Genomic DNA, 23,173 nt, shown 5'->3' with positions numbered 1-23,173 from the left:
TTATTTAATTATAGTTTCTGCCCAATTCATCATTAGCCGCCCTGATGATTGATTTATTGCCGTTATCATCATGATAAAATTCCCAAAACATAATTCCATTTGCTCTATCTTGTCCGAGTTTTGCTTTTTTTCTGGTAGTTAAAATTCCATTATAATAATATTGAACACCATCGATTGTGGCATAATCTAAATTAACATCCGCGTTTGCGGTTACAAAATCTCGGTAAGCTTTTGAAGCATTAGCTGCATTTTTTCCATATGCTGGAATGCCCAATACTGCTTTTTCTTTAGGCATACCTCTCGTGCCTAACCAATAGTTTAAACTGGCCACGGCCATATTATAAGAGGCGTGTTGAATGGGTTCATCTTTGTCCCAGCCTATACCATCGTAAACCATAATGTTAAAGAAATCAACCGAAGGAAAAACCTCACTTTTTAAGCCATCGCGAATGCTACCTGCATACACGCCGGGAGTGATGGCAGCACTTAAAAACTTATTGTATTTGTGTAGCGAATCTGATAGTTCTTTCATTAATAAAACATAATTATCTGCAGAACCGTCAGCGGTACTTGGGTATTCCCAATCCATATCTACACCATCTAAATTATTTGTTCGGGCAAAACCGAGCACGTTTTTTACAAATAATTTTCTCGCTGATGCAGATGTTGCCATTTCAACAAAAATGCTGCGGGTTCCTGAAATAGAAATGCCTGTTTTTACACCATTTGCCCTTGCTTTCTGCATTACATTCGAAAATCGTGATGGCTGTTCTAATGTAGCCAACGAACCATCCACATTTGGATTTAAAAACGCATAAAATAAATGGGTAATCATTTTATATTTTGAATCAGCAACACCATTTGGATCGCGATAGCTTGGAAAGTAGGCAACCACTTTAAAACTGTTGTCTGGAACGTAAGGTTTTAATGGGTCAACCGGAGTTGGTGGATCAATAACACCATCGCTTTTTTTACAGGAAGAAATTCCAAGCAGTAAAATAATGCTCAAAAGGAAGTAGATTTTTTTCATAGGATTTGATGTTTGGTAATGCTTACATATTTACAGCGATTTAAGTCTTTGAATAATCTGCTTTAAAAATTTTCATGAATATAGGTCATTATTCTAACCATTTCGGCTCGAACCTCGGCAGTTGGTTTAACAAAATTATTGTTCATAAAAGAGTAGATGTAGGTCTTGCCTTTTTTAGTGAGTACGTATCCACTTTGATTATGCACTCCGCCTAGTGAGCCGGTTTTTCCATAAACAAAAGGCTGATCGGTTTTTGGATAAGCATTCCTTAGTGTTCCGCTTTTTCCTCCGGCAGGTAACATGTCGAAAAGTTTTTCCCTGTTATTTACCAGGTGATAAATCGAATCGAGTAAGTAAATATTATCTCTTGGAGTAAATAAATTTTGTCGGGATAAGCCAGATCCGTCAGCCCATTTCACTTTATCTGGCAAGAAGGAAAGATAATTTTTAGTGATGTGTTGAATGGCTTTTGTGGTGCTTAAAGTATCACTGATTTGATTGGAACAAACCAACAACAAATGTTCGGCAATAAAATTATCGCTGGGTAACATCATATGTTTTAAAACCGAATCGCGTTTAGCACCTGGAAGTGTTTTTGCATCAGTTGGAATTTTCATTTTTATTACGCCAACACTTTTATGAAGCGTATCTGAAAGTACTTCAACAGTGGTTCGTATGCTAGTTTTGTATGGATTTTGCTGATTGTAGCCTGGTTTAACTTCAACTAAAGGATAGCGAAAATGATTGGTCAAAAAATCCCTGGTTACCTGAAAGCCGCCATTGGTTTTGCTCGAATCTACCTCGAAACAATGTGAAAAAACCTTTGGCAAAATATTAATTTTATTTGGAGATTGATAAGTAGAAGTAACCATATTATCCATAATTGGCATTTCGGTAATTTCTGGCTGATAGTAGTAATCATAATCATCCCAACTCCAGCCATCGCCAAAAAAAGTGCCCGAGTAACGTCCGGGGGCAAAAAACAGTTTCTTGTTGGAAGCTTGAAGAAAGTTATAAGCCGATTTATCCTTAACAGCAAATTGCAAAAAAGAAGGGTCGCCAGTTCCCCAAAAAATTAACGAATCGTTACGTTCTATGTATTTTAACGCAGGCATTTGTTCTGGCAACATCTTCAGGCTGGCAAAAAAGGTATAGAGTTTTGTATTTGATGCAGGTGTAAAATATTTATCGCCATCTTTCTCAAAAATCATCTTTTTATCATCCATATTATAAAGTGCAAAACCTACTTGGTATTGTTTAATAACAGATGAATTTTTAAATTCATTAGACACCTTTTTGGCAATCATTTTATTGGTTGAACAACTTGAAAGACCGAATAAACAGAAAATGGATAGGGTAAAAGATAAAGGCTTGATTTTGTTAATAAACATGTTAACGAATTAGAAATGATAATGATCAACTAATTTATTAAATTTAATTTAATGTTAACCAAATATGCTTCTGTTATCCTTTTCGGTATCCACAAAATTACGATTTGTGCAGGGTTGCTATTGATCGGTTCTCCATCTTTTTCGCAAGAATTTACGTTTCCGGGCAATAAACAGAAGCAGTCCATCCAGTTTAAATGCATTAAAAATTTAATGATCATCCCAATTTTTATAAATGAAAAAGGGCCTTATAATTTTGTGCTTGATACGGGTGTCGGACCGATGATTATCACCGAACCATCCATCATCGATACTTTAAATTTTAGTTTAATGCGAAAAATTAAACTTTCGGGTTTGGGCCTGGAAACGGTAGATGCCTATGTTTCTCAAAACATTAGCGCAAAAATAGGAAGTGCAAAAATTAGCCATATTCCAACGGCCGTTTTAAAAGAAGATTTGTTCAATCTGTCGGGGCATCTGGGCATCAAAATATATGGCTTGATTGGTTATAGTTTTTTCAACAGTTTTATTGTTGATATCCGCTACAGCGAGAATAGAATTATATTTAGTGATTTAAGCCGGAAGATAAAATACAGGGGAAGTAAAGTGCCTATTTTAATAGAGAACCTGAAGCCTTATGTAGATGTTCAGGTGGAAGTTCCTGATAGCAGCAAAGTAAATGCAAGGTTGCTGATGGATACCGGAGCTAGCCATGCGCTATCAATGGAGATGTTTAATGGCGGTGCTTTCCCGCTGCCAGAAAAAAAAATCAAAGCTAATTTGGGAATGAGTTTAAGCGGCCAGATAAAAGGCTACATGGGGCGCATAAATACATTTTACCTCGGGGGATATGTTTTTAAGGAGGTGGTTTCGGGTTTTCCCGATTTTAAATCCATTTCAAAAAAAATCGATCTCACCTTTCGTAATGGAAACCTGGGTGCCGAGATGCTAAGAAAATTCGACGTGCAGTTAAATTATCAGGAGAAATTTATGTATTTGAAACCTAATAGTTTGGCTAAAATACCATTCCAGCACGATATGGTTGGCATGGTTATTTATTTGGATCAGGCAGAATATAAAAGAGTTATCATCGGCGAAATTGATGAAGGCTCTCCCGCCGAAAAGGCGGGCTTGTGTCCTTATGATGAAATTATTGGCGTTAATTTTAAACCCGTTGATACATACACCTTGAACGATCTTACTGAGATGTTCAAATCCAAGGCCGATAAAACAGTCATCTTTGAAGTCTATCGAGATAATAAAGTTTTCTTTAAAGTGGTGAGGTTAGAAAAGCGGATTTAACCTGTTGGTAACTTTACGGTTACAAAATGTTTATAAGGTAACAAGCCTCTAACTTCGGGCTCTTATTACCATAAAAAACCATATCACATTAAATGAAAAAACAAGTTAAGGTACTTGCATTGGCAAGTATTATGGTGCTTGGTTTGGCTGGAACACAGTCAGTACAGGCACAAAAAAAATCTAAAAAGGGATCAACTACCCCTGCAACGCCAACGGCAGCACCAGCCGCAGCTGCAAAAAAAGAAGGAATTAAACCTTATTCGGAAGTGATTACTTCAAAAGCAAGAACCACTAATGGATTATTTAAAACACATAAAGTTGATGATAAATGGTATTTCGAGATACCGGATTCGGTTATCAACCGTGAAATGTTAGTGGTAACACGCTTGGCAAAAGCACCAGTTGGCATTAAAGTAGGCAACCAGCAATATGGCGGCGAAGAACTAAATGAGCAGGTTTGGAAATGGGAACGTAGAGGTAAGCAGATCTACATTCGTGTACCAAGTTATGCTACCAAAGCAGATTCTACGAGCGATATGTACGAATCAGTGCAAAACTCAAACCTGGCACAGATTTTAGCAAGCTTCGAGATTAAAGCTTACAATAAAGATACAACCGGAGTAGTGATTGATGTTACTGATTTTTACAATGGCGACATTATGGCAATAGGCGCAACAGATCAAATCCGTAAGGCTTATAAAGTTATTACTTATGATGCAACCCGATCGTATATTGATACCGTAAAAACTTTCCCAATAAACATTGAGGTAAAAACTGCAAAAACTTATCGTGCTGCAGAGTCGCCTACCGATAATAGCAATGGAGCAGTAACCTTCGAATTTAATACTTCGATGTTGCTATTGCCTAAAAACCCGGTGAAGGCAAGGATTATGGATAGCCGGGTAGGCTACTTTGGTCAATCGCAAATTGATTATGGTACTGATGCTCAAAAAGCAGAACGTACGGCTTATATCCACAGATGGAATTTGGTTCCGAAAGATACAGCGGCTTACATGAGGGGCGAGTTGGTAGAGCCTGTTAAACCGATCATCATTTATATAGATCCGGCAACGCCAAAAAAATGGGTTCCATTTTTAATTCAAGGGGTTAATGATTGGCAAGTGGCTTTCGAAGCAGCAGGTTTCAAAAATGCAATTTTTGGTAAGCAAGCACCAACACCTAAAGAAGATCCACAATTTAGCGTAGAAGATTCCCGTTATTCGGTAGTTCGTTATTTTGCATCTGATATTCCGAACGCTTACGGGCCACATGTAAGTGATCCACGTACGGGACAGATTTTGGAAACACACATTGGTTGGTACCATAACGTAATGAGTTTATTGCGCAACTGGTATTTTGTTCAAACGGCAGCGATAAATCCAGAAGTACGTAAAGCCAAATTTACTGATACACAAATGGGCGAATTGATCCGTTTCGTTTCGTCACACGAAATTGGCCATACTTTAGGTTTGCCACACAACTTCGGTTCGAGCTATGCTTATCCGGTTGATTCATTGCGTTCAAGAGCATTTACCGATAAACATGGAACAGCACCTTCTATTATGGATTATGCCCGTTTCAACTACATTGCACAACCTGGCGATGGCGTAACTAAAATGCATCCTCAAATTGGAGAATATGATAAATGGTCAATTAAATGGGGTTATTCCTGGCTTCCGGGTAACAAAACTGCCGAGCAGGAAAAAGAAGTTTTAAACCAATGGATTTTAAAGAACGCAGGCAATCCGCTTTATTTTTATGGCCGTCAGGGAACCACTTTAGATCCTCGCTTACAGAGCGAAGATTTGGGTGATAATGCGATGAAAGCCAGCAATTATGGTATTGCGAATTTAAAACGCATTCTTCCAAATGTAGAAAAATGGACCTATCAAAAAGGTAAAGACTACAGCGATTTAAAAGAAATTTATACTGAAATTGTTGGTCAGTATAACCGTTACATGGGTCATGTGCTTACCAACGTTGGCGGCATGAGCGAAAACTTTAAAACTTACGATCAATCTGGTCCGGTTTATAGTTACTTATCAAAAGCAAAACAAAAAGAAGCAGTCGCGTTTTTTAACCAGCAATTGTTCACTACACCACTTTGGTTAATCAACAACGATCAATTGAATAAATTTGATAACGGTGTATTGCTGAATAGGATAAAAGCTGTTCAGGCCAATACATTGGTAAATTTATTATCGGCTCCTAGAATTGCCCGTTTATTGGATAATGAAACTAAAAACGGTACAACTAAAGCGTATACACTACCAGAATTATTTACTGATATTAAAAAATCAGTATTTGTTGCTGGCAGACCAGATGCATTTAAACGGAATTTGCAAAGGGCTTATGTAGATCGTTTAGGCTATTTAATGACGACCGAATCAGAACTTCCGGCAGGTTTTCCGGTTGAATATGCAGCCAGTTATGGTTTAACACCAATTAATGTGAGCTTATCCGATATCCGTCCATTGGTAAGGGCAGAGCTGAAAACTTTACAAACAACTACTAAAGCCCGTGCTACAGCAGGCGATGTCATTTCAAAAGCGCATTACGATGATTTAAGTGTTAGAATTAAAAATATTTTAGATCCGAAGAAATAGCTTTTATGTTGAAAGTTAAAAGTTAAAAGGTTGTAACGTTTAAAAGTTTAAAAACTTGCAACCTAAAACATTCCAGCATTTCAACAATCAAACATTCCAATACCAAAAAAACGGAGTAAGCCATTCGCTGGTTTACTCCGTTTTTTTTAATTTAGCTCAAATCATAAACCCATGTTTAAAAAAATATCCTTTTTCATCCTGATCACAGCATTGGCATCAATTAGTTATGCTCAAAATACCGATTCGATCACCGTTGCAAAAGCCAGATGGCAAAAAACAAGAGTGGCCAAACAGGTAAAATTATTCCGCCATCATTTCGATCAAAAAAATCTGTTTTTAGCAAATGAAAACATTTCTTTTCTGGAGGTGAAAAATACAGGTAGAAAGGCAATTTTCGCATTGGGTGCTGAAGAAAAAGAATTAATCAAAACAAGTGATTTTGGCATTCGCGATACTGCAATTGCAGCTTTGAATGGGAATTTTTTTGATGTAAAAAATGGCGGTTCGGTAGATTTTGTTAAAGTAAACGGAAATATAATCAACACCAACCGCTTAGATAAAAACGAAAATAGGGCAAGGCATCAACAAGCTGCAGTTGTGATAAATGATGGGAAAATAACAATTAAAAAATGGGATGGAACAACAGACTGGGAAACTAAGCTAACGGAACAGAACATTATGCTCAATGGGCCGTTATTAACGTTTAATAATGTGGATGAACTTTTAGATACCACTTCCTTTACGCGTTTGCGCCATCCACGCACTTGTTTAGGCGTAAAGCCCAACGGAAGAATTATACTTTTAACAGTTGATGGCAGAAATGAAAATTCGGCTGGCATGAGTTTACATGAGTTGAGCAGATTGATGAAATGGTTAGGTTGTACCAGTTCCATTAATTTTGATGGTGGCGGCTCCACCACTTTATGGGTTAATGGAATGCCAGATGGTGGGGTAATCAATTATCCAACCGATAATAAAAAATGGGATCATGAAGGCCAGCGGAAAGTGGCCAACGTGGTTTTGGTAAAAAAGAAATAGTTATTTTAGCCTTTAAATGATTAAGAACACGATACAAATCTTTTTTTTAATGCTGATGCTTTCTGCTTGCAGCTCCAAAAATAAAAAGAACGATGCCAGTTTAAGAGATTTCGAATTCGCACCTGTTAAAGGCATTCGCTATGAAGAAGTAAAGCGCCGGTTTAGTGATGGTTTATCTTTCAATAAACAAGGCTTTATGCAAAAGCCATCATGGATTATCGAAGTAGTTTCTGAAGATACCATGTCTGCCTGGAGTCCACAGAAACAAATAATGCAGAACTTTTATCTACAATATGATCATGGTAACGTGTATAACTTTGCCGAAGAGTTTTTCAAGGTAAAACATATCAGTAAAGACAGTTTGGTTTTCCAGCGTGTTCAGGTAGATGGAAAAGTGATTGCAGATGATATTCGTTCGGATGTAAACATGACTTTTTATGCGCAGAATTACATTAAAAATAAACTAAAAACCACAGCACAGATTTTGCAGCGCCCTTCTAAGGCTGATACAATTTACATCGAAAAAAGATCAAATGAAGTGAATCGAACGGATTCCACGGCTTTTGCGGCAACAGAACCTGTTCAGTTTCTACCAAAAAGTAAAATTGTGAAGGTGGAAAAATTTAGCACTGCCGATAAGTTGTTAAAACGCACTTCGGCTTACGATTATATTTTTCCTAAATATAGAATTGAAATTAACAGGGCTTATAAGGATTTTGCTTACGAATGTTTTGCCCTGGTAGATTATACCGGAAGGATGAAAATTCTGTCGGTAAATGGCGTGCTTCCAGAAGCTGCTGAACCCAAGAAAAAAATGATGCAGGGCGTCGCCGATATTTACATCAGAAATCTATTTGATGTAGCTCCCGGAACCACCCTCGGGATTCCGCACAACAGCGAAATTACAGTGATGATAGTGGGTAAGGCAATTAAAAAGCCTTAGTAATCTGCTGTTTACAAAATTTTAACGTTAAAAAAATGTTAAAATTTATTTTGATTTTAAAAATTAAAACTTACCTTGCAGACTTAATTTTAATATTTAATACAATGCAAGAAGGCACAGTAAAATTCTTCAATGTAACTAAAGGTTTTGGCTTTATCGTACCTGCAAATGGCGATAGCGAAATTTTTGTTCATTCAACAGGTCTTATCGACGAAATCCGTGAAAACGACAAAGTACAGTACGAAGTTGCTAACGGTAAAAAAGGCTTAAATGCCGTTAATGTGAAAGTAATTTAATTAACTATCATATTTACAATGAAGCCCCGATTGAATAAATCGGGGCTTTTTTATTTGGAAAAATTTACGGGTTTCGAAATTTTGATTTTAAATATTCTAGTTATCGGATGAATATGAGCAGGGCGCCTATATTCATCCGATGACTAAAAGTTTACTTGTGCATTAATTTCTTCCTTAACAAATAATCCAAAAAAACCAATCCAATTACCAAATCAGCAAAAAGGAAACTGTAAAGCATGGTTGGGGTAATGTATTTATCCAAGTTGAAATCGGCATTTAATTTTAAATCGAAATCAACGGCTTTAAAATCTATATTGAAAATGGCGTAACCAAATAAGGCCAATAATGAAATGATAAAAAAGCCACCAATGCCGTAAATAATATTGGTGTTTAATTTCGTTTTCAAAGCAACAGGAGCAGGTTGTAATGCCACGCTTTCCATTACATTTCTGGTGAACGACATCGAAGGTTCATCCAATTCTATCTTGCCAAAAGCTAAATTCAAGTTCATTAACTCCTCATATTGGAGTTTAATTTCGACATCCGAATTGATTTTTTCTTCGATGGCTCTTGCTTCTGTTGCATCTAAATTCCCGTCGATGTAATCCCATAGCTGTTGTTCTATTGTGTTCATAGTAACTCCTTTACTTCATCCTGTAACAAATATTGTATTTTTTCTTTAAGCCTGTGCCTTGCCCGATGCAATTTTACTTTGATCGTATTGGGTTCCATATTTAAAGCTTCGCCAATTTCTTCCAAACTTTGCTCTCCTTGATAAAATAGGGTTATAATCGCTGCATCATCAGGCATTAGTAATTGTATGGCCTGGTTTAAATATTTATAGCTATCTCTCCGCTCATACCCATCTGCATTGAAGCTCGAGGTATGATTTTCCAATTGAATAATAGTTTCCTCATCATTAATGGATAATGTATTTAATCGCTTTTTACGCAAAAAAGTCATGGCTGTTGTATAGGTAATGGTATATAGCCAAGTGCTAAATTTTGCGGTTTGTTTAAAGGTTCCAAGTGCGTTGTATGCTTTAATAAAGCAATCTTGAGCTATTTCCTCCGCATTTTCCCTGTTCTTGGCAAACCTTAAAGCAAGCGTAAATACAAATCGCTGATGCCGTTTTACCAACATAGCATATTGAGCGGAATTTCCGTTCAATACATTTTGAATCAGCTCTAAATCTGTAAGCGTTTGCACCATACTTATGTGTAAGACTACATTACAGATGCACAGGTTACAGGTAGATCACTAATTTTCTATGTTAAAAATGATTTTCTGGAAATGAATGTTTGGTTCTTTTGGCGGCTTCCAGTCCCGCCTTTCGTTCAATCTTTTTGTTGCCTTTGGGCTACGCTCAAGCTAGCAACAAAAAGGATTTTACTCCAGTCGGGTTTAGATACGGAGGGTTGGCCGCCCAAACGTAAAAAATAGTACAAATTGCCCAATTAGCCCCGGGTGAAGCATTACCCTGTGGGGGCTAAGCGTAGAGGCGTAAAAGCAAAACACGGGAACCATGTTATTTGCTTACACAGGTATTGCGCTCCAAAAAAAATGTTTTAATCATTGGATGAATATCTGCAACAGGCTAATATTCATCCGATAACTAATGAGCCGCAAAAAACTTTAAGCCAGCAATTGATCCAATCAAAGTGCAAATAAAAAATATCCGCCAAAATGTTGCAGGTTCATTAAAATAAGCAATGCCGATAATTACAGTGCCCACGGCACCAATGCCTGTCCAAACGGCGTATGCGGTACCCATGGGTAATGTTTGAGTGGCTTTATTCAACAATAAAAAGCTTAAAGTAATGCAAACGAAAAATGCTACGCTCCATTTTAAATTCGAAAAATTGTTCGATAATTTAAGGCAGGTAGTAAAGCCGACTTCGAAAAGTCCGGCAATGATTAAGATCATCCAGTTCATGGTGCAAAAGTATTATTACCGATTTGCACAACATTTTACAAATGTTAAAAAATGAACTTATTTACAGCTGGCCCTTATTCTACTTAAGGTTACCTGTGTTACGCCCAGATAGGAAGCGATATGTTTTAGCGCCACCCTTTTTACCAATTCAGGCTGTTGATTAACAAATTCCTGGTATCGCTGGCTGGCATCTTTGAATAATCGGTCAATCAGTCTCCTTTCAGTGGCAATTAATTCTTTTTCTGCAATTTTTCGGCCCCAGTTGGCAAGTGCTAAATGTTGGTCGTAAAGTTTAAATAAATCGCTTAATTTGATCTGGTATAAAATCGAATCTTCCAAAAGCTCGATGTTTTCATAGCCAGGTTTATTGTTGATGTAGCTGTTGTAAGAAAGCAACACATCTCCAGCTTGCCCAAACCAAAAAGTAATCTGCTCATTTTCACCGTTTGAATATGCTCTGGCAATTCCACTTTCTAAAATGTAAAAATAGGTTTCTACTTTATCTGCATGAATGAGAATAGTCCCTTTTTTATGCTTCACTACTTTAAAAGGTGCAGCCAACAGATTTAATGCTTCACTGCTTAGCGAATTAAATATCTCGATATTTTTTAATTTCTCCTGCAAATGTTGGTGTGATTAAATAAAGCTAATAATTTTTTTCGTGCTGGGTGTAACCTGATTAAAAATCATGTAGTCATAATACACAGAACACGGTTCAATAGAAAGAGATAATAGAATATTAACATTTAAAATATTAACAACATGCTAGGTATATTAGTTCCAATTTCACTTTTCTTAGGCGCATTTGCGATGATATTCGGGATCCGCTATTTATCAAGTAAAGAAAAAATGGCCATGATCGAAAGAGGAATCGATCCAGGAGTTCAAAGAGCAACTCCACAACCTTTCTTAAGTTTAAAGTTCGGTTTATTATTTATGGGTTTAGGCCTTGGATTATTGGTTGCACTTTTTACCGTGAGAGGTGTTTTCGGCAGCGATATGACAAGTGGTGAGATCAGCCAATCGGTAGCGGTTTACTTTGGTTGCATCGGCATCTTTGGGGGTTTAGGCTTAATCGTTTCTTACGTAATTGAAAAGAAATGGTTGGATCGGGAAGCTTCAAAATAGTTGTCTTTCATCGAAAGACCCACAGATTACGCCTACTCTTGCAGATTTTCTACATAATCGGCGTAATCTGCAGTATTGTATCAGGTGGGTTTATTGATTACAGCAACAGTTAGCCTGCTTACACAACTCATTTTACCACGATCGTTATATATCTTAATGTCCCAAATGTGAGTTTTAGCGCCAATATGAATGGGCTTACAAATCCCCCTTACCAAACCTGTTTTTACAGGGCGTAGGTGATTGGCGTTAACCTCTAAGCCAACAGCAACATACTTTTCAGGATCAATTAACATGTAGGATGCAATGCTTCCGAGTGTTTCGGCCAATACTACTGATGCACCGCCATGTAAAATGCCTGCAGGCTGATGTGTTCTTTCATCAACAGGCATAGTACCCTCAATAAAATCTACGCCAATTTCGGTAAATTGAATGCCCAATAAAGCACCAATATGGTTTTTCGGACGGCCATTCAAATCTTCAACAGTAAAATTTTTAAACCACATGATAACGCTCTTTTAAAACTCCAAGATGATGAATGATGTGGCCGGCAGCTATAAATAAAATTGATTTTACATTTACTTCTCTGTTCGATGCTACACCTTTTCTGTTTAACTCTGCTTCATTCAAACTTTTAAAAAAATATAGATTTGCCTTCCGAAGCACTGAAAATTCTTCAATCATATCTTCGAAGTTGCGCTCGCTAAAACGGGCGTTTGCAACATAATCATCCTCTTCAAAACCTGGTAAAGGCTGCGTTTCGTTTCTGGCGAATGCTGTCATTCGATAAACAAAAATGCGTTCGCAATCAATAATGTGGCCAAGCATTTCTTTCAAAGTCCATTTACCTTTGGCATAAGCAAAGTTCTCTTTCTCTTTATTACGTTCAAAAAGTGCCTGAATGCTAAAAACCTGTTCTTCTAAAATTTCAATAATATCACCATCAACTTTGCTGATGTAGGTTTCGCCCCAAATCGGATATTCGTTAGGTTGTGGTCGGTTCATATCTTAAACTACTTTTTAAAATGATTCTGAATGTTGTTCCTTTTCCAACTTCTGATTCTTTAACAAAGATTTCTCCACTGTGGTAATTCTCTACAATACGTTTAGTTAGCGATAAGCCTAATCCCCAGCCGCGTTTTCGTGTGGTATAACCAGGTTGAAAAACGGCATCAAATTTTGATCTTGGAATACCTTTTCCACTGTCAGTAACATCAATAAAAACCTGTTCTTTTGCTAAATTTTCGATAATATTAACAGATATAGACCCTTCATTTTCAATGGCGTTAGCTGCATTCTTCAACAGGTTTTCAATCACCCAATCGAACAAAGGCACATTTAATAAAGCCCGAACCTGTTCATCGCCCGTAATGCTAAACTTTACCTTATCGGATGTGCGCACTTTAAAGTATCGGATAAAATCGCTAATTACGATGTAAACGGTATGGTCTTCAAGAATTGGTTTCGAACCGATTTTGGAGAATCGATCGGTGATAATCTCTAAACGTTTAATGTCATTTTCCATTTCAGCAATTAATGGATCGTCCTCTGCATCGAATTTGGATTTCATGAGCTCTACCCAGGCCATGAGTGAGGATATTGGGGTACCGAGTTGATGCGCCGTTTCTTTGGCCAAGCCTACCCAAACATGATCCTGTTCATCTCTACGGGCAGAACTAAACGCCGCATAAGCAGTTAATAGGAAAAGAAATATCACACCCATTTGGATGTATGGGAAATAACGAAGCTGGGTGAGAATGAATGAATCTTTGTAGTAAGCTAGCTTTTCCTGCCCCATAATATTCATCACCACCGGGCGGTGTTGCTTTTTCATGGTTTTAAGTTCTCTTACAAAATAGAGACTGTCGTAAACCAACTTATCATTATCCGGATACCATGTCTTTGTACTGTCGAGGCCACTTGAAGATAAAATTGTGCCATCGTTATTTACTACTATAACAGGCATTTTTGTGTTTTCACGAACATCCTCAACAACACTAGTAAAGTTGTCGTTGTCGTATAAAAGCATCGATCGCTCGGTAATCTTTACCCAAAGCTGAAATTGATTTGCTTCCTCACGTTCCATTTTCTTTACAAAAGAATCGGTGTAAAATACTGATGCTATGCCGATTAGGATCGCAAATATGAGAAGGAAAAACTTCCAGCGGCGTTTCTTTTGATATGGGTTCATGCTTTAGACAGGCAAATTACAATAAGAAAACGGAAAAAACATAAAAACTGTATCTTTGTGCCGAGCATAGTGCATAGCGCTTTGAGCATGGATTGCACCTTGCTCCCTGCCATTTACTTCCTGCTCTTTGCTTCATTATGGATAAAAAAGTTAGAGTCAGATTTGCCCCAAGCCCTACCGGGGGACTGCATTTAGGTGGTGTTCGTACGGCATTATTTAATTATTTGTTCGCAAAAAAGAATAACGGAACTTTTGTGCTCCGTGTAGAAGATACCGATCAAAACAGATTTGTAGAGGGTGCTGAGCAATATATTGTTGATTGTTTAAACTGGTGCGGCATAACACCTGATGAAAGTCCGAGTAACCCGGGAGCTTATGGCCCATACCGCCAAAGTGAACGCAAACCCAGTTATGGAAAATTTGCCGAACAATTGATAAATGATGGTTACGCATATTACGCTTTTGATACACCAGAAGAATTGGATGCAAAACGTAAGGAAATTCCAAACTTCCAATACGGCCAGGCTACACGTATGGGAATGCGCAATTCTTTAACATTAACCTTGAGCGAAGTTGAAGAATTATTGGCTGCAAAAACGCCGCATGTGGTTCGTTTAAAAGTTCCGGAAGAAGAAATTGTTCATTTTTATGATTTGATTCGTGGCGATGTAAGTTTCGAAACTTCCATTGTTGATGATAAGGTTTTGCTTAAAGCCGATGGAATGCCAACCTATCATTTAGCTGTCGTAGTTGATGATAAGGCCATGGAAATTTCTCATGCTTTCCGTGGTGAGGAGTGGTTGCCATCAGCACCAATTCATATTTTGTTATGGAAATATTTAGGATGGGAAGCTGATATGCCAGCCTGGGCACATTTACCACTGATTTTAAAACCTGATGGTCATGGAAAATTAAGCAAACGCGATGGCGACCGTTTAGGTTTTCCTGTTTACGCCATGAACTGGACCGATCCAAAAACTGGCGACGTAACCAAAGGTTTTAAAGAAATGGGTTTTATGCCCGAAGCTTTTGTTAATATGTTGGCTTTATTAGGCTGGAATAATGGAACAGATCAGGAACTTTTTTCGTTAATGGAACTGGAAGAAAAATTTTCAATTGAAAGAATCAGTAAAGCTGGGGCAAAGTTCGATTTCGAAAAAGCAAAATGGTACAACCATGAATGGATCAAATCACAAAGTGCAGAACGTTTGGCGCCGAGCGTAAAAATGGTATTGCAAAAAGCCGGTATTGAAGTTCAAAATGAGAATTTCTTAAATATCGTTATCAATATGATTAAAGACCGTTGTACGCTTCTACCAGATTTTGTGGCACAAAGCGGCTACTTTTTTACATCCCCAGCTGAGTATGATGTCAATTCGGTTAAACCAAAATGGACACTTGAAAAGGCTGAATTTTTTAATGCTTTTGCAGAGAAATTAACCTTAACTGATGCTGCAAGCGAAGAAGTTGCTTTTAAAGCCTTGGCCGAAGAAAAGGGATTTAAACCGGGTGAATTAATGCTGCCATTCCGCATTATGCTGGTAGGTGGTAAATTCGGGCCAGGCGTTTTTGATATCGCTGTATTATTAGGTGTAGAAGAAACAAAAGCTAGAATCGCAAAAGCGGTTAATGTATTTAATAGCTAGTTTAAAATATAATTTTGAGAAGGCCAGAATATTTATTCTGGCTTTTTTATTGCTATAAAACCTAAAAGAATAAATCAGGAAAATTATTTCTAATTTAGTCTAACAATTGTCCCAAAATTTAGGTTATCCATAAAACTAAAAAATTAAAATTATGCAATGGTTTGGTAAAGGCAGTAATAACGTAGAAGACGGAAGAAGCGGCGGCGGGGGCAAAACTATTCTTGGTGGAGGAATAGGAATTATTGTTGTTGTACTGGGTTTAATCTTCGGGAAAGATCTATCAGGTGTAGTGAGTCAAATTCCTACTTCGCAAGGTACTGAAGAAGTTAAACAAGGTGTTCCTGCAAACGATCCACAGGCTGTATTTGTGTCTGGCGTATTGGAATCTACCGAACAGGTTTGGGATAAGGAATTTCAGGCGATGGGCAAACAATATGAATACCCAAAATTGAGGTTATTCAGAGATGCTGTTCAAACGGCTTGCGGTCAAGCGGGCGCAAATGTAGGCCCGTTTTATTGCCCAGGAGATCAAAAAGTTTATATCGATTTATCATTTTATGATGAATTAAAAAATCGCTTTGGTGCCGCAGGCGATTTCGCTCAAGCGTATGTAATTGCCCATGAGGTTGGCCATCACGTTCAAAATCTTTTAGGTATTTCAGCAAAATTGGATCAGGCCCGTGGGCAGGTTAGCGAAAAAGAATACAATCGATTATCTGTTAAATTAGAATTACAAGCCGATTTCTTTGCCGGATTATGGGCGCACCATGCTCAAAACCTAAAAGATTTTAAATTAGAAGCTGGCGATATTGAAGAAGCTTTAACTGCGGCCAATGCCATTGGTGATGACAAATTACAAAAGCAGGCGACAGGCGATGTACAACCCGATTCTTTCACTCACGGTACATCACAGCAACGCATGTTTTGGTTTAAAAAAGGTTTCGAAACCGGTGATATCAAACAGGGCGATACTTTTAGTCAATTATAATAAAATACACAGTTATCTGGTGCGTATTGAATATTGCAGCTATTCATCAGATAAGTTTCCATAAAAACTTAAAACCTTTTTAAAACTTTGTTGTTTGTATCTAGTTAAAGAGACTTTATCTCCAAGCCAAACATAAATTATCCTAGCCTCGTATTTGTTTTAAAAAGATGATCCTTATAGTTGATGACAGACCTGAAAACCTTATTTCATTACAGAAAGTATTACAAGCTCACAATTTTGAGGTAGATACAGCATCATCTGGAGAAGAAGCATTAAAAAAGGTTTTAAAGAACAATTACGTACTCATAATTCTGGATGTTCAAATGCCAGATATGGACGGCTTTGAAGTCGCCGAAGCAATTTCGGGATTTAGCAAGGCAAAAGATACAGCAATCATATTCTTATCAGCGGTAAATACTGAACTCAAATTTATCACAAAAGGTTATTTAAGTGGCGGTTTGGATTATATCATCAAGCCGGTTGATATCAACATCCTTTTACTTAAAATAAAAACATTTTACCGCATTTACGAGCAAAGCAGAAAACTGAATGAGGTACAGGAAGAGTTGCTTAAAGAAATTGAATTCCGCAAACAGGCCGAGCAAAAAAAGGATGAATTTATCAGCATTGCCAGCCATGAATTAAAAACGCCATTAACCAGTGTTAAAGGCTATATTCAGCTTTTGCAACGTAGCATGAATAAGGATAACAAGGAAATGGCTCAAAACCATTTAGAAAAGGCAAGTATTCAGCTCGAAAAACTTAACGAACTCATTGTTGATTTGCTGGATATTTCGAAAATTGAAAGTGGTAAAATGAAGTTTAATATGCAAAGCTTCTGTGCCGATAATATGGTTAACAATGCCATAGAAATGTTGCAACAATCCAATTCCGATTTTAAAATTACCAAACTTGGCAAAACAAGCGAAAACATTTTTGGCGATGAAATGCGTTTGGAGCAAGTGGTTATCAATTTTATTACCAATGCCATTAAATATGCACCGGGCACCAACCAGGTAAACGTTACCATTAATATTAAAGATGGAAAACTTTATTTAGCAGTAAAAGATTTTGGAATTGGTATTTCCAGTGAGCAGCAAGATAAAATATTTGACAAGTTTTACCGCGTGGAAGAGAACAGTCACCGGTTTAATGGTTTGGGGATAGGACTTTACATTTGCGCCGAAATTATTAAGCGCCATGGTGGAACTATTGGCGTAAATAGTGTGCCCGATGAAGGCTCTGAATTTTATTTTATCATTCCAATTACCGAGGAGGAAATTCTTCAAAATCAAATCTAATCATCCTTTAATTATAGAATGAAAACTACCCTTAAAAATAATTTACGTTTAGGTCTGGGCTTATCGCTGATTATACTTTTCGTTAGTTCTTTGGCTTCGTATGTAAGCATTAGCAACCTCATTAAAAGTACCGAACTGGTTAAACACAGCGATCAAGTTATCCTCGATTCTGAAAATATTATTTCTTACTTAAAAGATGCTGAAACTGGCCAGCGTGGATTTTTGCTCACCGGAAATAAAGTTTTTCTTACGCCTTATTATGGCGCCAGTGATTCAGCTGCTGCGATATTAAAAAGAGTTGAAACTGCAACAAAAGATAATCCTGCTCAACAGAAAAATGTAGCTACTTTACGCAATATTTTAACGAAAAGAATGGGGATTATTAAATCTACCATCGAAATTAAAGGGTTAGGCGGAGCAGTAGATCCTACCGTTTTATTTCAAGGAAAAGTATACATGGATGAGGCACGGGAAACCGTTAATGCTATGGTTGAGGAAGAACGCAGGCTGCTGGAAGAGCGAACCGTTGAACTCAATAAACTTACCGCATATACTCCGATCTTAATTTTAATTGCCGCTGCATTAGCCATACTCATCACTTTGTTTTTCTACAAAAAAGTCTCAGTTGATTTTGATGAGCGTGTAAAACTTCAGGAAGAAATAGAGAGCAAAAAATACGAAATGGAAAAGCGTATTGCTGCTATTAAAGAAATTGCCCATCAAATATCGATCGGAAATTTCGGCGTTAAATTGGATAGTCAAAGTCAGGATGATATTGGCGAACTCTCCGAATCGCTCAATACAATGTCATCATCATTGAAAGAATCGTTTGATACTCTCGCAGAAAATGAGTGGCTGCAAACAGGGGTAGCCAACCTAAATGTTAAAATGGTTGGCGAGAAGGACGTGTTCCACTTAGCTGATGATATTATTGAAGTATTGGTAACTTATACCAAAAGCCAAATTGGAGCTGTTTATTTATTCAAAGATGATGGTTATCTTCATCTGAAAGGTAAGTATGCGTTAGAAGGACAAAATTTGGTAGAGGTTTTGGAACTAGGACAAGGATTAATAGGGCAGGCTGTAAAATCGGGCAAGAGTATTTTGCTTGAAGATGTTCCGCAAACCGAGTTAACCATTACCCACGCTACAGGAAATATTAAGCCCGCACAACTATTGGTACTGCCCATAATCAGAAATGGCATTTCCATCGGTGGTTTGGAATTAGGTACAATTACTAAATTTAGCGCCCTGCAACTACAATTTTTAAACTCCGTTCTGTCTGATATTGGTACCTCACTACTCGGCGCCCAAAACCGGCAAAAATTGCAACAGTTGTTAGAGGAAACGCAAGCGCAGTCTGAAGAGTTACAGGTTCAGCATGGCGAATTGGAAGGCATGAACGCAGAATTGGAGGCACAGGCGCAAAAACTTCAGGCGTCGGAAGAAGAACTTCGTGTACAGCAGGAAGAGTTGCTTCAGAGTAATCAAGAATTAGAGGAAAGAAGCAGTTTACTGGAAGAAAAAAATGAGCTGATTGAGGAAAGAAATGTTGAAATTCAGCAAAAGGCCGAAGCGCTTGAATTGAGTACAAGATACAAATCGGAATTCCTGGCAAACATGTCGCACGAGTTGCGCACACCACTGAATTCAATTTTATTGCTATCGCGGTTGATGTCGGAAAATGAAGCAATGGATAAAGAACATCAGGAATATGCTTCGGTAATTCAAAGTTCTGGTCAGGGATTGTTGAGCTTGATTGATGAAATTTTAGACCTTTCAAAAATCGAAGCAGGTAAAATGGAGCTCGATCGTTCGAATGTAAAAGTTGAAGATGTTGCGCTAAACATGCGCTCACTTTTTAACCCTTTGGCAAAAGAGAAAACTTTAGAACTGATTATCGAAAAAGCTAAGAACGTACCTGAGTTTTTCCATACTGATAAAATGCGTTTGGAGCAGATTCTAAAAAATTTACTATCAAACGCCATCAAGTTTACCCCTACGGGATCAGTTAAATTTATTATTGAAAAAGATGAAAATTTAAATGCACTGATTTTTAGCGTGAAAGATACCGGAGTTGGTATTGCTCCTGAAAAGCAAGGAATGGTGTTCGAAGCATTCCAACAAGCCGATGGTTCTACCCGACGCAAATTTGGTGGAACAGGTTTAGGTCTATCTATTAGTAGAGAACTGGCAAAACTTTTGGGTGGATATATCGAATTAAAAAGTAAAGAAAACGAAGGCAGTGAGTTCATTTTGGTTTTGCCAATTGATAAAAATAAAGGTTTTGAAGAGGTTAAAGACCATGCGCAAAAGCCAGCTGCGGTTTTAGTGGAAACACCAAAAATTCAGCATTTAACTGTAAGGAATATACCACAAGAAATTGATGATGATCGTGATCATATTCAGCCTGGTGATAAGGTAATTCTGATTGTGGAAGATGATACACCTTTTGCCAAAACATTGCTTGACTTTACCCGAAAACGAAATTATAAAGGTTTAGTTGCGGTGCGTGGCGATGTAGGGATTGAGATGGCAAAAGCCTATAAGCCTTTAGCTATATTATTGGATATTCAGCTCCCAATAAAAGATGGTTGGCAGGTAATGGAAGAATTAAAATCAGATCCGGCAACTCGGCCCATTCCGGTTCATATTATGTCGAGCTTGCAAGTTAAGAAGGAAAGTTTATTAAAGGGAGCTGTCGATTTTATCAATAAACCATTTGCTTTTGAGCACATGCAAGAGATCTTTTCTAAGCTGGAGCATGCATTGAGCAGGCATCCAAAGAAGGTATTAATTGTTGAGGAAAACGAGCAGCATGCCAAAGCACTAAGTTACTTTTTAAGCAATTTCAATATCCAAACGGAAATTGTAGACAAAGTAAGCGAAGGGGTTTCTGCCCTGCACAAAGCAGATGTAAATTGTGTTATTTTGGACATGGGTATTCCTGATAAGCATGCTTATGATACGTTGGAAGTAGTAAAGAAAACACCGGGATTGGAGAATTTACCAATCATTATTTTTACTGGCAAAAATCTATCAAAAGGAGAGGAAAGCAGAATAAAACAGTATGCAGATTCGATTGTGGTAAAAACAGCCCACTCTTACCAACGGATTTTAGATGAAGCAGGATTGTTTCTTCATTTAGTAGAAGAAAAAAGCCGTGAAAAAACCAAGACACCAAAAGGTTTTTCCGAACTTCAGGATGTACTGAAAGGCAAAACGGTTTTGGTTGCAGATGATGATGTAAGGAACATTTTCTCTCTAACCAAAATGCTGGAGCAGCATCAAATGAAAGTCTTGGCTGCCATTGATGGTAAAGAAGCTTTAAAATTACTCGACGAAAACCCACAGGTGGATGTGGTTTTAATGGATATGATGATGCCTGAATTGGATGGTTATGAAACAATAACGGCCATTCGTCAGGATATAAAATACCGGAATCTGCCAATTTTAGCTGTTACGGCAAAGGCCATGATGGGCGATCGTGAAAAATGTATTGCTGCGGGTGCATCAGATTATATCAGCAAACCGGTTGATATGGATCAGTTGGTATCACTTCTACGCGTTTGGTTATACGAAAATCATCACAAAGCTTAAACCATTTAAATAAATATGCCTCAAAAATTAATTCTCATTATTGATGATGATAATAGAAACATTTTCGCTTTAAAAGCTGTTTTAAAGGCCAAAGGTTTCGATTGTTTGTCAGCCATCAGCGCAAAAGAAGGTTTTTCCATTATAACTGACAACGAAAATGTTTCGGTTGTACTTATGGATATGATGATGCCCGATATGGATGGTTATCAAGCAATTTCTGCAATGAAAAAATCAGAACGGATGCAAAATATCCCTGTACTTGCTGTTACTGCCCAAGCTATGGTTGGCGATAGGGAAAGATGCCTTTCAGCTGGTGCATCGGGCTATGTATCGAAACCTATAAATGTTGATGAATTATTAATGCAAATAGACGAGGTAACTAAATAAGTGATAAGTGAGGCGATAGATAATGAGCAAATTGATGCATTGCTGAGCGATGTATTGGAAGTGCATGGATACGATTTCTTGGAATATTCTCATGCATCCATAAAACGGAGAATTACCAGGCTTTACACCTTGGATAATTTTGTTAGCTTTGCTGAATTTAGATATACGGTTAAAAGTGATAAACAATATTTTAAACGTTTTTTAGAGGAAATTACGGTAAATGTGACTGAAATGTTTCGCGATCCTGGCTTCTACAGATCGTTAAGAAATGATGTTTTGCCTGTTTTGGGTACATATCCGTTTATCAGAATTTGGGTAGCCGGATGCTCGACAGGTGAGGAAGCTTATTCATTGGCAATATTGCTTAAGGAACTTAATCTTTTACAAAAATCGCTTATTTACGCTACTGATATTAATCCATCCGTTTTGGATAAAGCAAAAAAGGGCATGTTTCCTTTGAATTACCTAAAAGGATATTCAGAAAATTATGTGGCTTCTGATGGTGTAAAAGATTTTTCTTCCTATTATACTGCAAATTATTCATTGGCAAAATTTGATGAATCTTTAAGTAGTAAAATGATTTTTTCTACACATAACTTGGTTTCAGATCATTCATTTAATGAATTTCAGCTTATCTTATGTCGAAATGTGCTCATTTATTTTGATAAGGAATTGCAGCATAAAGTGTTTCAGCTTTTTGATAACAGTTTAGAAAAACTTGGTTACCTGGCTTTAGGAAGTAAAGAGAGCCTGGATTTTTGGCCTAAAGCCAAAGAGTATAAACGCGTTAAATTAGAGAAAATATGGCGGAAACTCTAACATCCAGAAAATGTAGTGCTTTAATAATAGGCGGATCTGCTGGAAGTTTAGATGTACTTTTGGAAATTTTTCCTGATCTAAAAAACGACATTAACTTTCCTATAATACTGGTAACGCACCGCAAATCGGGAAACGATTCATTGCTAACTGATTTATTACAAAGCCGTACCAATCTCAGTGTAAGAGAAGCTGAAGAAAAGCAGCCAATTTTAAAAGGAAATGTATACATTACACCCGCAGATTATCATTTGTTAATTGAGGATGATCAGACCATTTCTCTTGATTATTCGGAGAAAGTTAATTTTTCCAGACCATCAATTGATGTTACTTTTCAATCTGCAGCCGAAGTTTTTAAGGATGAGTTGGTATGCATTTTACTTTCAGGATCAAATGCTGATGGAGTAGAAGGCTTAAAAACGGTAAATAAATTGGGTGGATTGGTGGTTATCCAAAATCCCGATACTGCTGTAATGCCTTATATGCCACAGCAAGCGGTAAATAATGCTAAGCCACATGTTATTTTAAATAGTTTTGAAATGGCAGAATTTATAAATAAATTAAATTTTAAAAATTAAAC

General features: G+C 37.4%; 22 protein-coding genes. 13 read left to right on the top strand and 9 right to left on the bottom strand.

From position 1 onward, the window contains the following. Positions 1-4 precede the first annotated feature (4 nt). Positions 5-1,030, bottom strand: a complete 1,026-nt coding sequence (locus LUA91_RS08435) for a glycosyl hydrolase family 18 protein (RefSeq protein WP_231425609.1) — start codon at positions 1,028-1,030, stop codon at positions 5-7. Between the two features lie 62 nt (positions 1,031-1,092). Next, positions 1,093-2,421 carry a D-alanyl-D-alanine carboxypeptidase gene (locus LUA91_RS08430; protein WP_231425608.1) on the bottom strand — a complete coding sequence of 443 codons (1,329 nt, stop codon included), beginning with the start codon at positions 2,419-2,421 and terminating at the stop codon, positions 1,093-1,095. A 51-nt stretch (positions 2,422-2,472) separates the two neighbouring features. On the opposite strand from LUA91_RS08430, the gene LUA91_RS08425 reads away from it, so the two are divergent. From LUA91_RS08425 to LUA91_RS08405, 5 genes are all read left to right on the top strand, one after another. Next, entirely contained in the window at positions 2,473-3,720 is a 1,248-nt protein-coding gene (locus tag LUA91_RS08425; RefSeq protein WP_231425607.1) for an aspartyl protease family protein, read from the top strand. Between the two features lie 92 nt (positions 3,721-3,812). After that, the gene (locus LUA91_RS08420; protein ID WP_231425606.1) at positions 3,813-6,326 is read left to right on the top strand and encodes a zinc-dependent metalloprotease; all 2,514 of its coding nucleotides are present in this window, start codon (positions 3,813-3,815) and stop codon (positions 6,324-6,326) included. A gap of 171 nt (positions 6,327-6,497) precedes the next feature. Next, positions 6,498-7,364: a phosphodiester glycosidase family protein gene (locus tag LUA91_RS08415; protein WP_231425605.1), complete on the top strand. Its 867-nt coding sequence runs from the start codon at positions 6,498-6,500 to the stop codon at positions 7,362-7,364. 16 nt (positions 7,365-7,380) lie between these two features. Further along, positions 7,381-8,307 (top strand): hypothetical protein, encoded by a 927-nt coding sequence (locus LUA91_RS08410; protein ID WP_231425604.1) that lies wholly within the window; start codon positions 7,381-7,383, stop codon positions 8,305-8,307. A gap of 104 nt (positions 8,308-8,411) precedes the next feature. Continuing rightward, the gene (locus LUA91_RS08405) at positions 8,412-8,603 is read left to right on the top strand and encodes a cold-shock protein (protein WP_025141747.1); all 192 of its coding nucleotides are present in this window, start codon (positions 8,412-8,414) and stop codon (positions 8,601-8,603) included. Between the two features lie 151 nt (positions 8,604-8,754). Here LUA91_RS08405 and LUA91_RS08400 read toward each other — a convergent pair whose 3' ends face one another. The 4 genes from LUA91_RS08400 to LUA91_RS08385 form a co-directional block, all read right to left on the bottom strand. Then, the gene (locus LUA91_RS08400; RefSeq protein WP_231425603.1) at positions 8,755-9,237 is read right to left on the bottom strand and encodes an anti-sigma factor; all 483 of its coding nucleotides are present in this window, start codon (positions 9,235-9,237) and stop codon (positions 8,755-8,757) included. Further along, positions 9,234-9,815 (bottom strand): RNA polymerase sigma factor, encoded by a 582-nt coding sequence (locus LUA91_RS08395; RefSeq protein WP_231425602.1) that lies wholly within the window; start codon positions 9,813-9,815, stop codon positions 9,234-9,236. The genes LUA91_RS08400 and LUA91_RS08395 overlap by 4 nt, the downstream gene beginning before the upstream one ends. 403 nt (positions 9,816-10,218) lie before the next feature. Further along, on the bottom strand, positions 10,219-10,539 hold the full coding sequence (locus tag LUA91_RS08390) for a multidrug efflux SMR transporter (protein ID WP_231425601.1): 321 nt from the start codon (positions 10,537-10,539) through the stop codon (positions 10,219-10,221). Positions 10,540-10,596: 57 nt separating this feature from the next. Then, positions 10,597-11,163, bottom strand: coding sequence for a Crp/Fnr family transcriptional regulator (locus LUA91_RS08385; RefSeq protein ID WP_231425600.1), 567 nt, complete (start codon positions 11,161-11,163; stop codon positions 10,597-10,599). Between the two features lie 138 nt (positions 11,164-11,301). Here LUA91_RS08385 and LUA91_RS08380 point away from each other — a divergent pair, with 138 nt between their 5' ends. After that, on the top strand, positions 11,302-11,667 hold the full coding sequence (locus LUA91_RS08380) for a DUF6249 domain-containing protein (RefSeq protein ID WP_231425599.1): 366 nt from the start codon (positions 11,302-11,304) through the stop codon (positions 11,665-11,667). A gap of 80 nt (positions 11,668-11,747) precedes the next feature. Here LUA91_RS08380 and LUA91_RS08375 read toward each other — a convergent pair whose 3' ends face one another. Genes LUA91_RS08375 through LUA91_RS08365 form a run of 3 tightly spaced genes read right to left on the bottom strand, consistent with a single transcriptional unit; the run spans position 11,748 to position 13,855 of the window. Then, positions 11,748-12,170 carry a hotdog fold thioesterase gene (locus LUA91_RS08375; RefSeq protein ID WP_231425598.1) on the bottom strand — a complete coding sequence of 141 codons (423 nt, stop codon included), beginning with the start codon at positions 12,168-12,170 and terminating at the stop codon, positions 11,748-11,750. Beyond that, complete coding sequence (locus LUA91_RS08370) at positions 12,160-12,669, bottom strand: DinB family protein (protein WP_231425597.1); 510 nt, start codon at positions 12,667-12,669, stop codon at positions 12,160-12,162. Before LUA91_RS08370 ends, LUA91_RS08375 begins: the two co-directional genes overlap by 11 nt. Next, the gene (locus LUA91_RS08365; protein WP_231425596.1) at positions 12,650-13,855 is read right to left on the bottom strand and encodes a HAMP domain-containing sensor histidine kinase; all 1,206 of its coding nucleotides are present in this window, start codon (positions 13,853-13,855) and stop codon (positions 12,650-12,652) included. The genes LUA91_RS08370 and LUA91_RS08365 overlap by 20 nt, the downstream gene beginning before the upstream one ends. A 137-nt stretch (positions 13,856-13,992) precedes the next feature. Here LUA91_RS08365 and gltX point away from each other — a divergent pair, with 137 nt between their 5' ends. The 7 genes from gltX (at position 13,993) to LUA91_RS08330 (ending at position 23,171) form a co-directional block, all read left to right on the top strand. Further along, complete coding sequence (gene gltX, locus LUA91_RS08360; RefSeq protein WP_231425595.1) at positions 13,993-15,501, top strand: glutamate--tRNA ligase; 1,509 nt, start codon at positions 13,993-13,995, stop codon at positions 15,499-15,501. A 151-nt stretch (positions 15,502-15,652) separates the two neighbouring features. Further along, on the top strand, positions 15,653-16,489 hold the full coding sequence (locus tag LUA91_RS08355; RefSeq protein ID WP_231425594.1) for a neutral zinc metallopeptidase: 837 nt from the start codon (positions 15,653-15,655) through the stop codon (positions 16,487-16,489). Positions 16,490-16,656: 167 nt separating this feature from the next. Next, positions 16,657-17,790, top strand: coding sequence for a hybrid sensor histidine kinase/response regulator (locus LUA91_RS08350; RefSeq protein ID WP_231425593.1), 1,134 nt, complete (start codon positions 16,657-16,659; stop codon positions 17,788-17,790). Positions 17,791-17,808: 18 nt separating this feature from the next. Next, on the top strand, positions 17,809-21,390 hold the full coding sequence (locus tag LUA91_RS08345) for a response regulator (RefSeq protein ID WP_231425592.1): 3,582 nt from the start codon (positions 17,809-17,811) through the stop codon (positions 21,388-21,390). Between the two features lie 15 nt (positions 21,391-21,405). Continuing rightward, on the top strand, positions 21,406-21,777 hold the full coding sequence (locus tag LUA91_RS08340) for a PleD family two-component system response regulator (protein WP_231425591.1): 372 nt from the start codon (positions 21,406-21,408) through the stop codon (positions 21,775-21,777). After that, complete coding sequence (locus LUA91_RS08335; RefSeq protein ID WP_231425590.1) at positions 21,778-22,596, top strand: protein-glutamate O-methyltransferase CheR; 819 nt, start codon at positions 21,778-21,780, stop codon at positions 22,594-22,596. It begins immediately after the preceding gene. Next, on the top strand, positions 22,581-23,171 hold the full coding sequence (locus LUA91_RS08330; RefSeq protein ID WP_231425589.1) for a chemotaxis protein CheB: 591 nt from the start codon (positions 22,581-22,583) through the stop codon (positions 23,169-23,171). Before LUA91_RS08335 ends, LUA91_RS08330 begins: the two co-directional genes overlap by 16 nt. The last annotated feature ends 2 nt before the right edge of the window (positions 23,172-23,173 follow it).

Source organism: Pedobacter sp. Leaf250 (genome assembly GCF_920984735.1).
GTDB lineage: Bacteria > Bacteroidota > Bacteroidia > Sphingobacteriales > Sphingobacteriaceae > Pedobacter.
This window is presented reverse-complemented; position numbering and strand designations above follow the sequence as displayed.

Excerpts from the sequence above, each read along its gene's own strand:
- LUA91_RS08345 (WP_231425592.1), top strand. The coding sequence starts at position 17,809 with ATGAAAACTACCCTTAAAAATAATTTACGTTTAGGTCTGGGCTTATCG.
- LUA91_RS08415 (WP_231425605.1), top strand. The coding sequence starts at position 6,498 with ATGTTTAAAAAAATATCCTTTTTCATCCTGATCACAGCATTGGCATCA.
- LUA91_RS08395 (WP_231425602.1), bottom strand. The coding sequence starts at position 9,815 with ATGGTGCAAACGCTTACAGATTTAGAGCTGATTCAAAATGTATTGAAC.
- LUA91_RS08420 (WP_231425606.1), top strand. The coding sequence starts at position 3,813 with ATGAAAAAACAAGTTAAGGTACTTGCATTGGCAAGTATTATGGTGCTT.
- LUA91_RS08365 (WP_231425596.1), bottom strand. The coding sequence starts at position 13,855 with ATGAACCCATATCAAAAGAAACGCCGCTGGAAGTTTTTCCTTCTCATA.
- LUA91_RS08410 (WP_231425604.1), top strand. The coding sequence starts at position 7,381 with ATGATTAAGAACACGATACAAATCTTTTTTTTAATGCTGATGCTTTCT.
- LUA91_RS08355 (WP_231425594.1), top strand. The coding sequence starts at position 15,653 with ATGCAATGGTTTGGTAAAGGCAGTAATAACGTAGAAGACGGAAGAAGC.
- LUA91_RS08375 (WP_231425598.1), bottom strand. The coding sequence starts at position 12,170 with ATGTGGTTTAAAAATTTTACTGTTGAAGATTTGAATGGCCGTCCGAAA.
- LUA91_RS08435 (WP_231425609.1), bottom strand. The coding sequence starts at position 1,030 with ATGAAAAAAATCTACTTCCTTTTGAGCATTATTTTACTGCTTGGAATT.
- gltX (WP_231425595.1), top strand. The coding sequence starts at position 13,993 with ATGGATAAAAAAGTTAGAGTCAGATTTGCCCCAAGCCCTACCGGGGGA.
- LUA91_RS08390 (WP_231425601.1), bottom strand. The coding sequence starts at position 10,539 with ATGAACTGGATGATCTTAATCATTGCCGGACTTTTCGAAGTCGGCTTT.
- LUA91_RS08380 (WP_231425599.1), top strand. The coding sequence starts at position 11,302 with ATGCTAGGTATATTAGTTCCAATTTCACTTTTCTTAGGCGCATTTGCG.
- LUA91_RS08350 (WP_231425593.1), top strand. The coding sequence starts at position 16,657 with ATGATCCTTATAGTTGATGACAGACCTGAAAACCTTATTTCATTACAG.
- LUA91_RS08340 (WP_231425591.1), top strand. The coding sequence starts at position 21,406 with ATGCCTCAAAAATTAATTCTCATTATTGATGATGATAATAGAAACATT.
- LUA91_RS08370 (WP_231425597.1), bottom strand. The coding sequence starts at position 12,669 with ATGAACCGACCACAACCTAACGAATATCCGATTTGGGGCGAAACCTAC.
- LUA91_RS08405 (WP_025141747.1), top strand. The coding sequence starts at position 8,412 with ATGCAAGAAGGCACAGTAAAATTCTTCAATGTAACTAAAGGTTTTGGC.
- LUA91_RS08330 (WP_231425589.1), top strand. The coding sequence starts at position 22,581 with ATGGCGGAAACTCTAACATCCAGAAAATGTAGTGCTTTAATAATAGGC.
- LUA91_RS08425 (WP_231425607.1), top strand. The coding sequence starts at position 2,473 with ATGTTAACCAAATATGCTTCTGTTATCCTTTTCGGTATCCACAAAATT.
- LUA91_RS08430 (WP_231425608.1), bottom strand. The coding sequence starts at position 2,421 with ATGTTTATTAACAAAATCAAGCCTTTATCTTTTACCCTATCCATTTTC.
- LUA91_RS08400 (WP_231425603.1), bottom strand. The coding sequence starts at position 9,237 with ATGAACACAATAGAACAACAGCTATGGGATTACATCGACGGGAATTTA.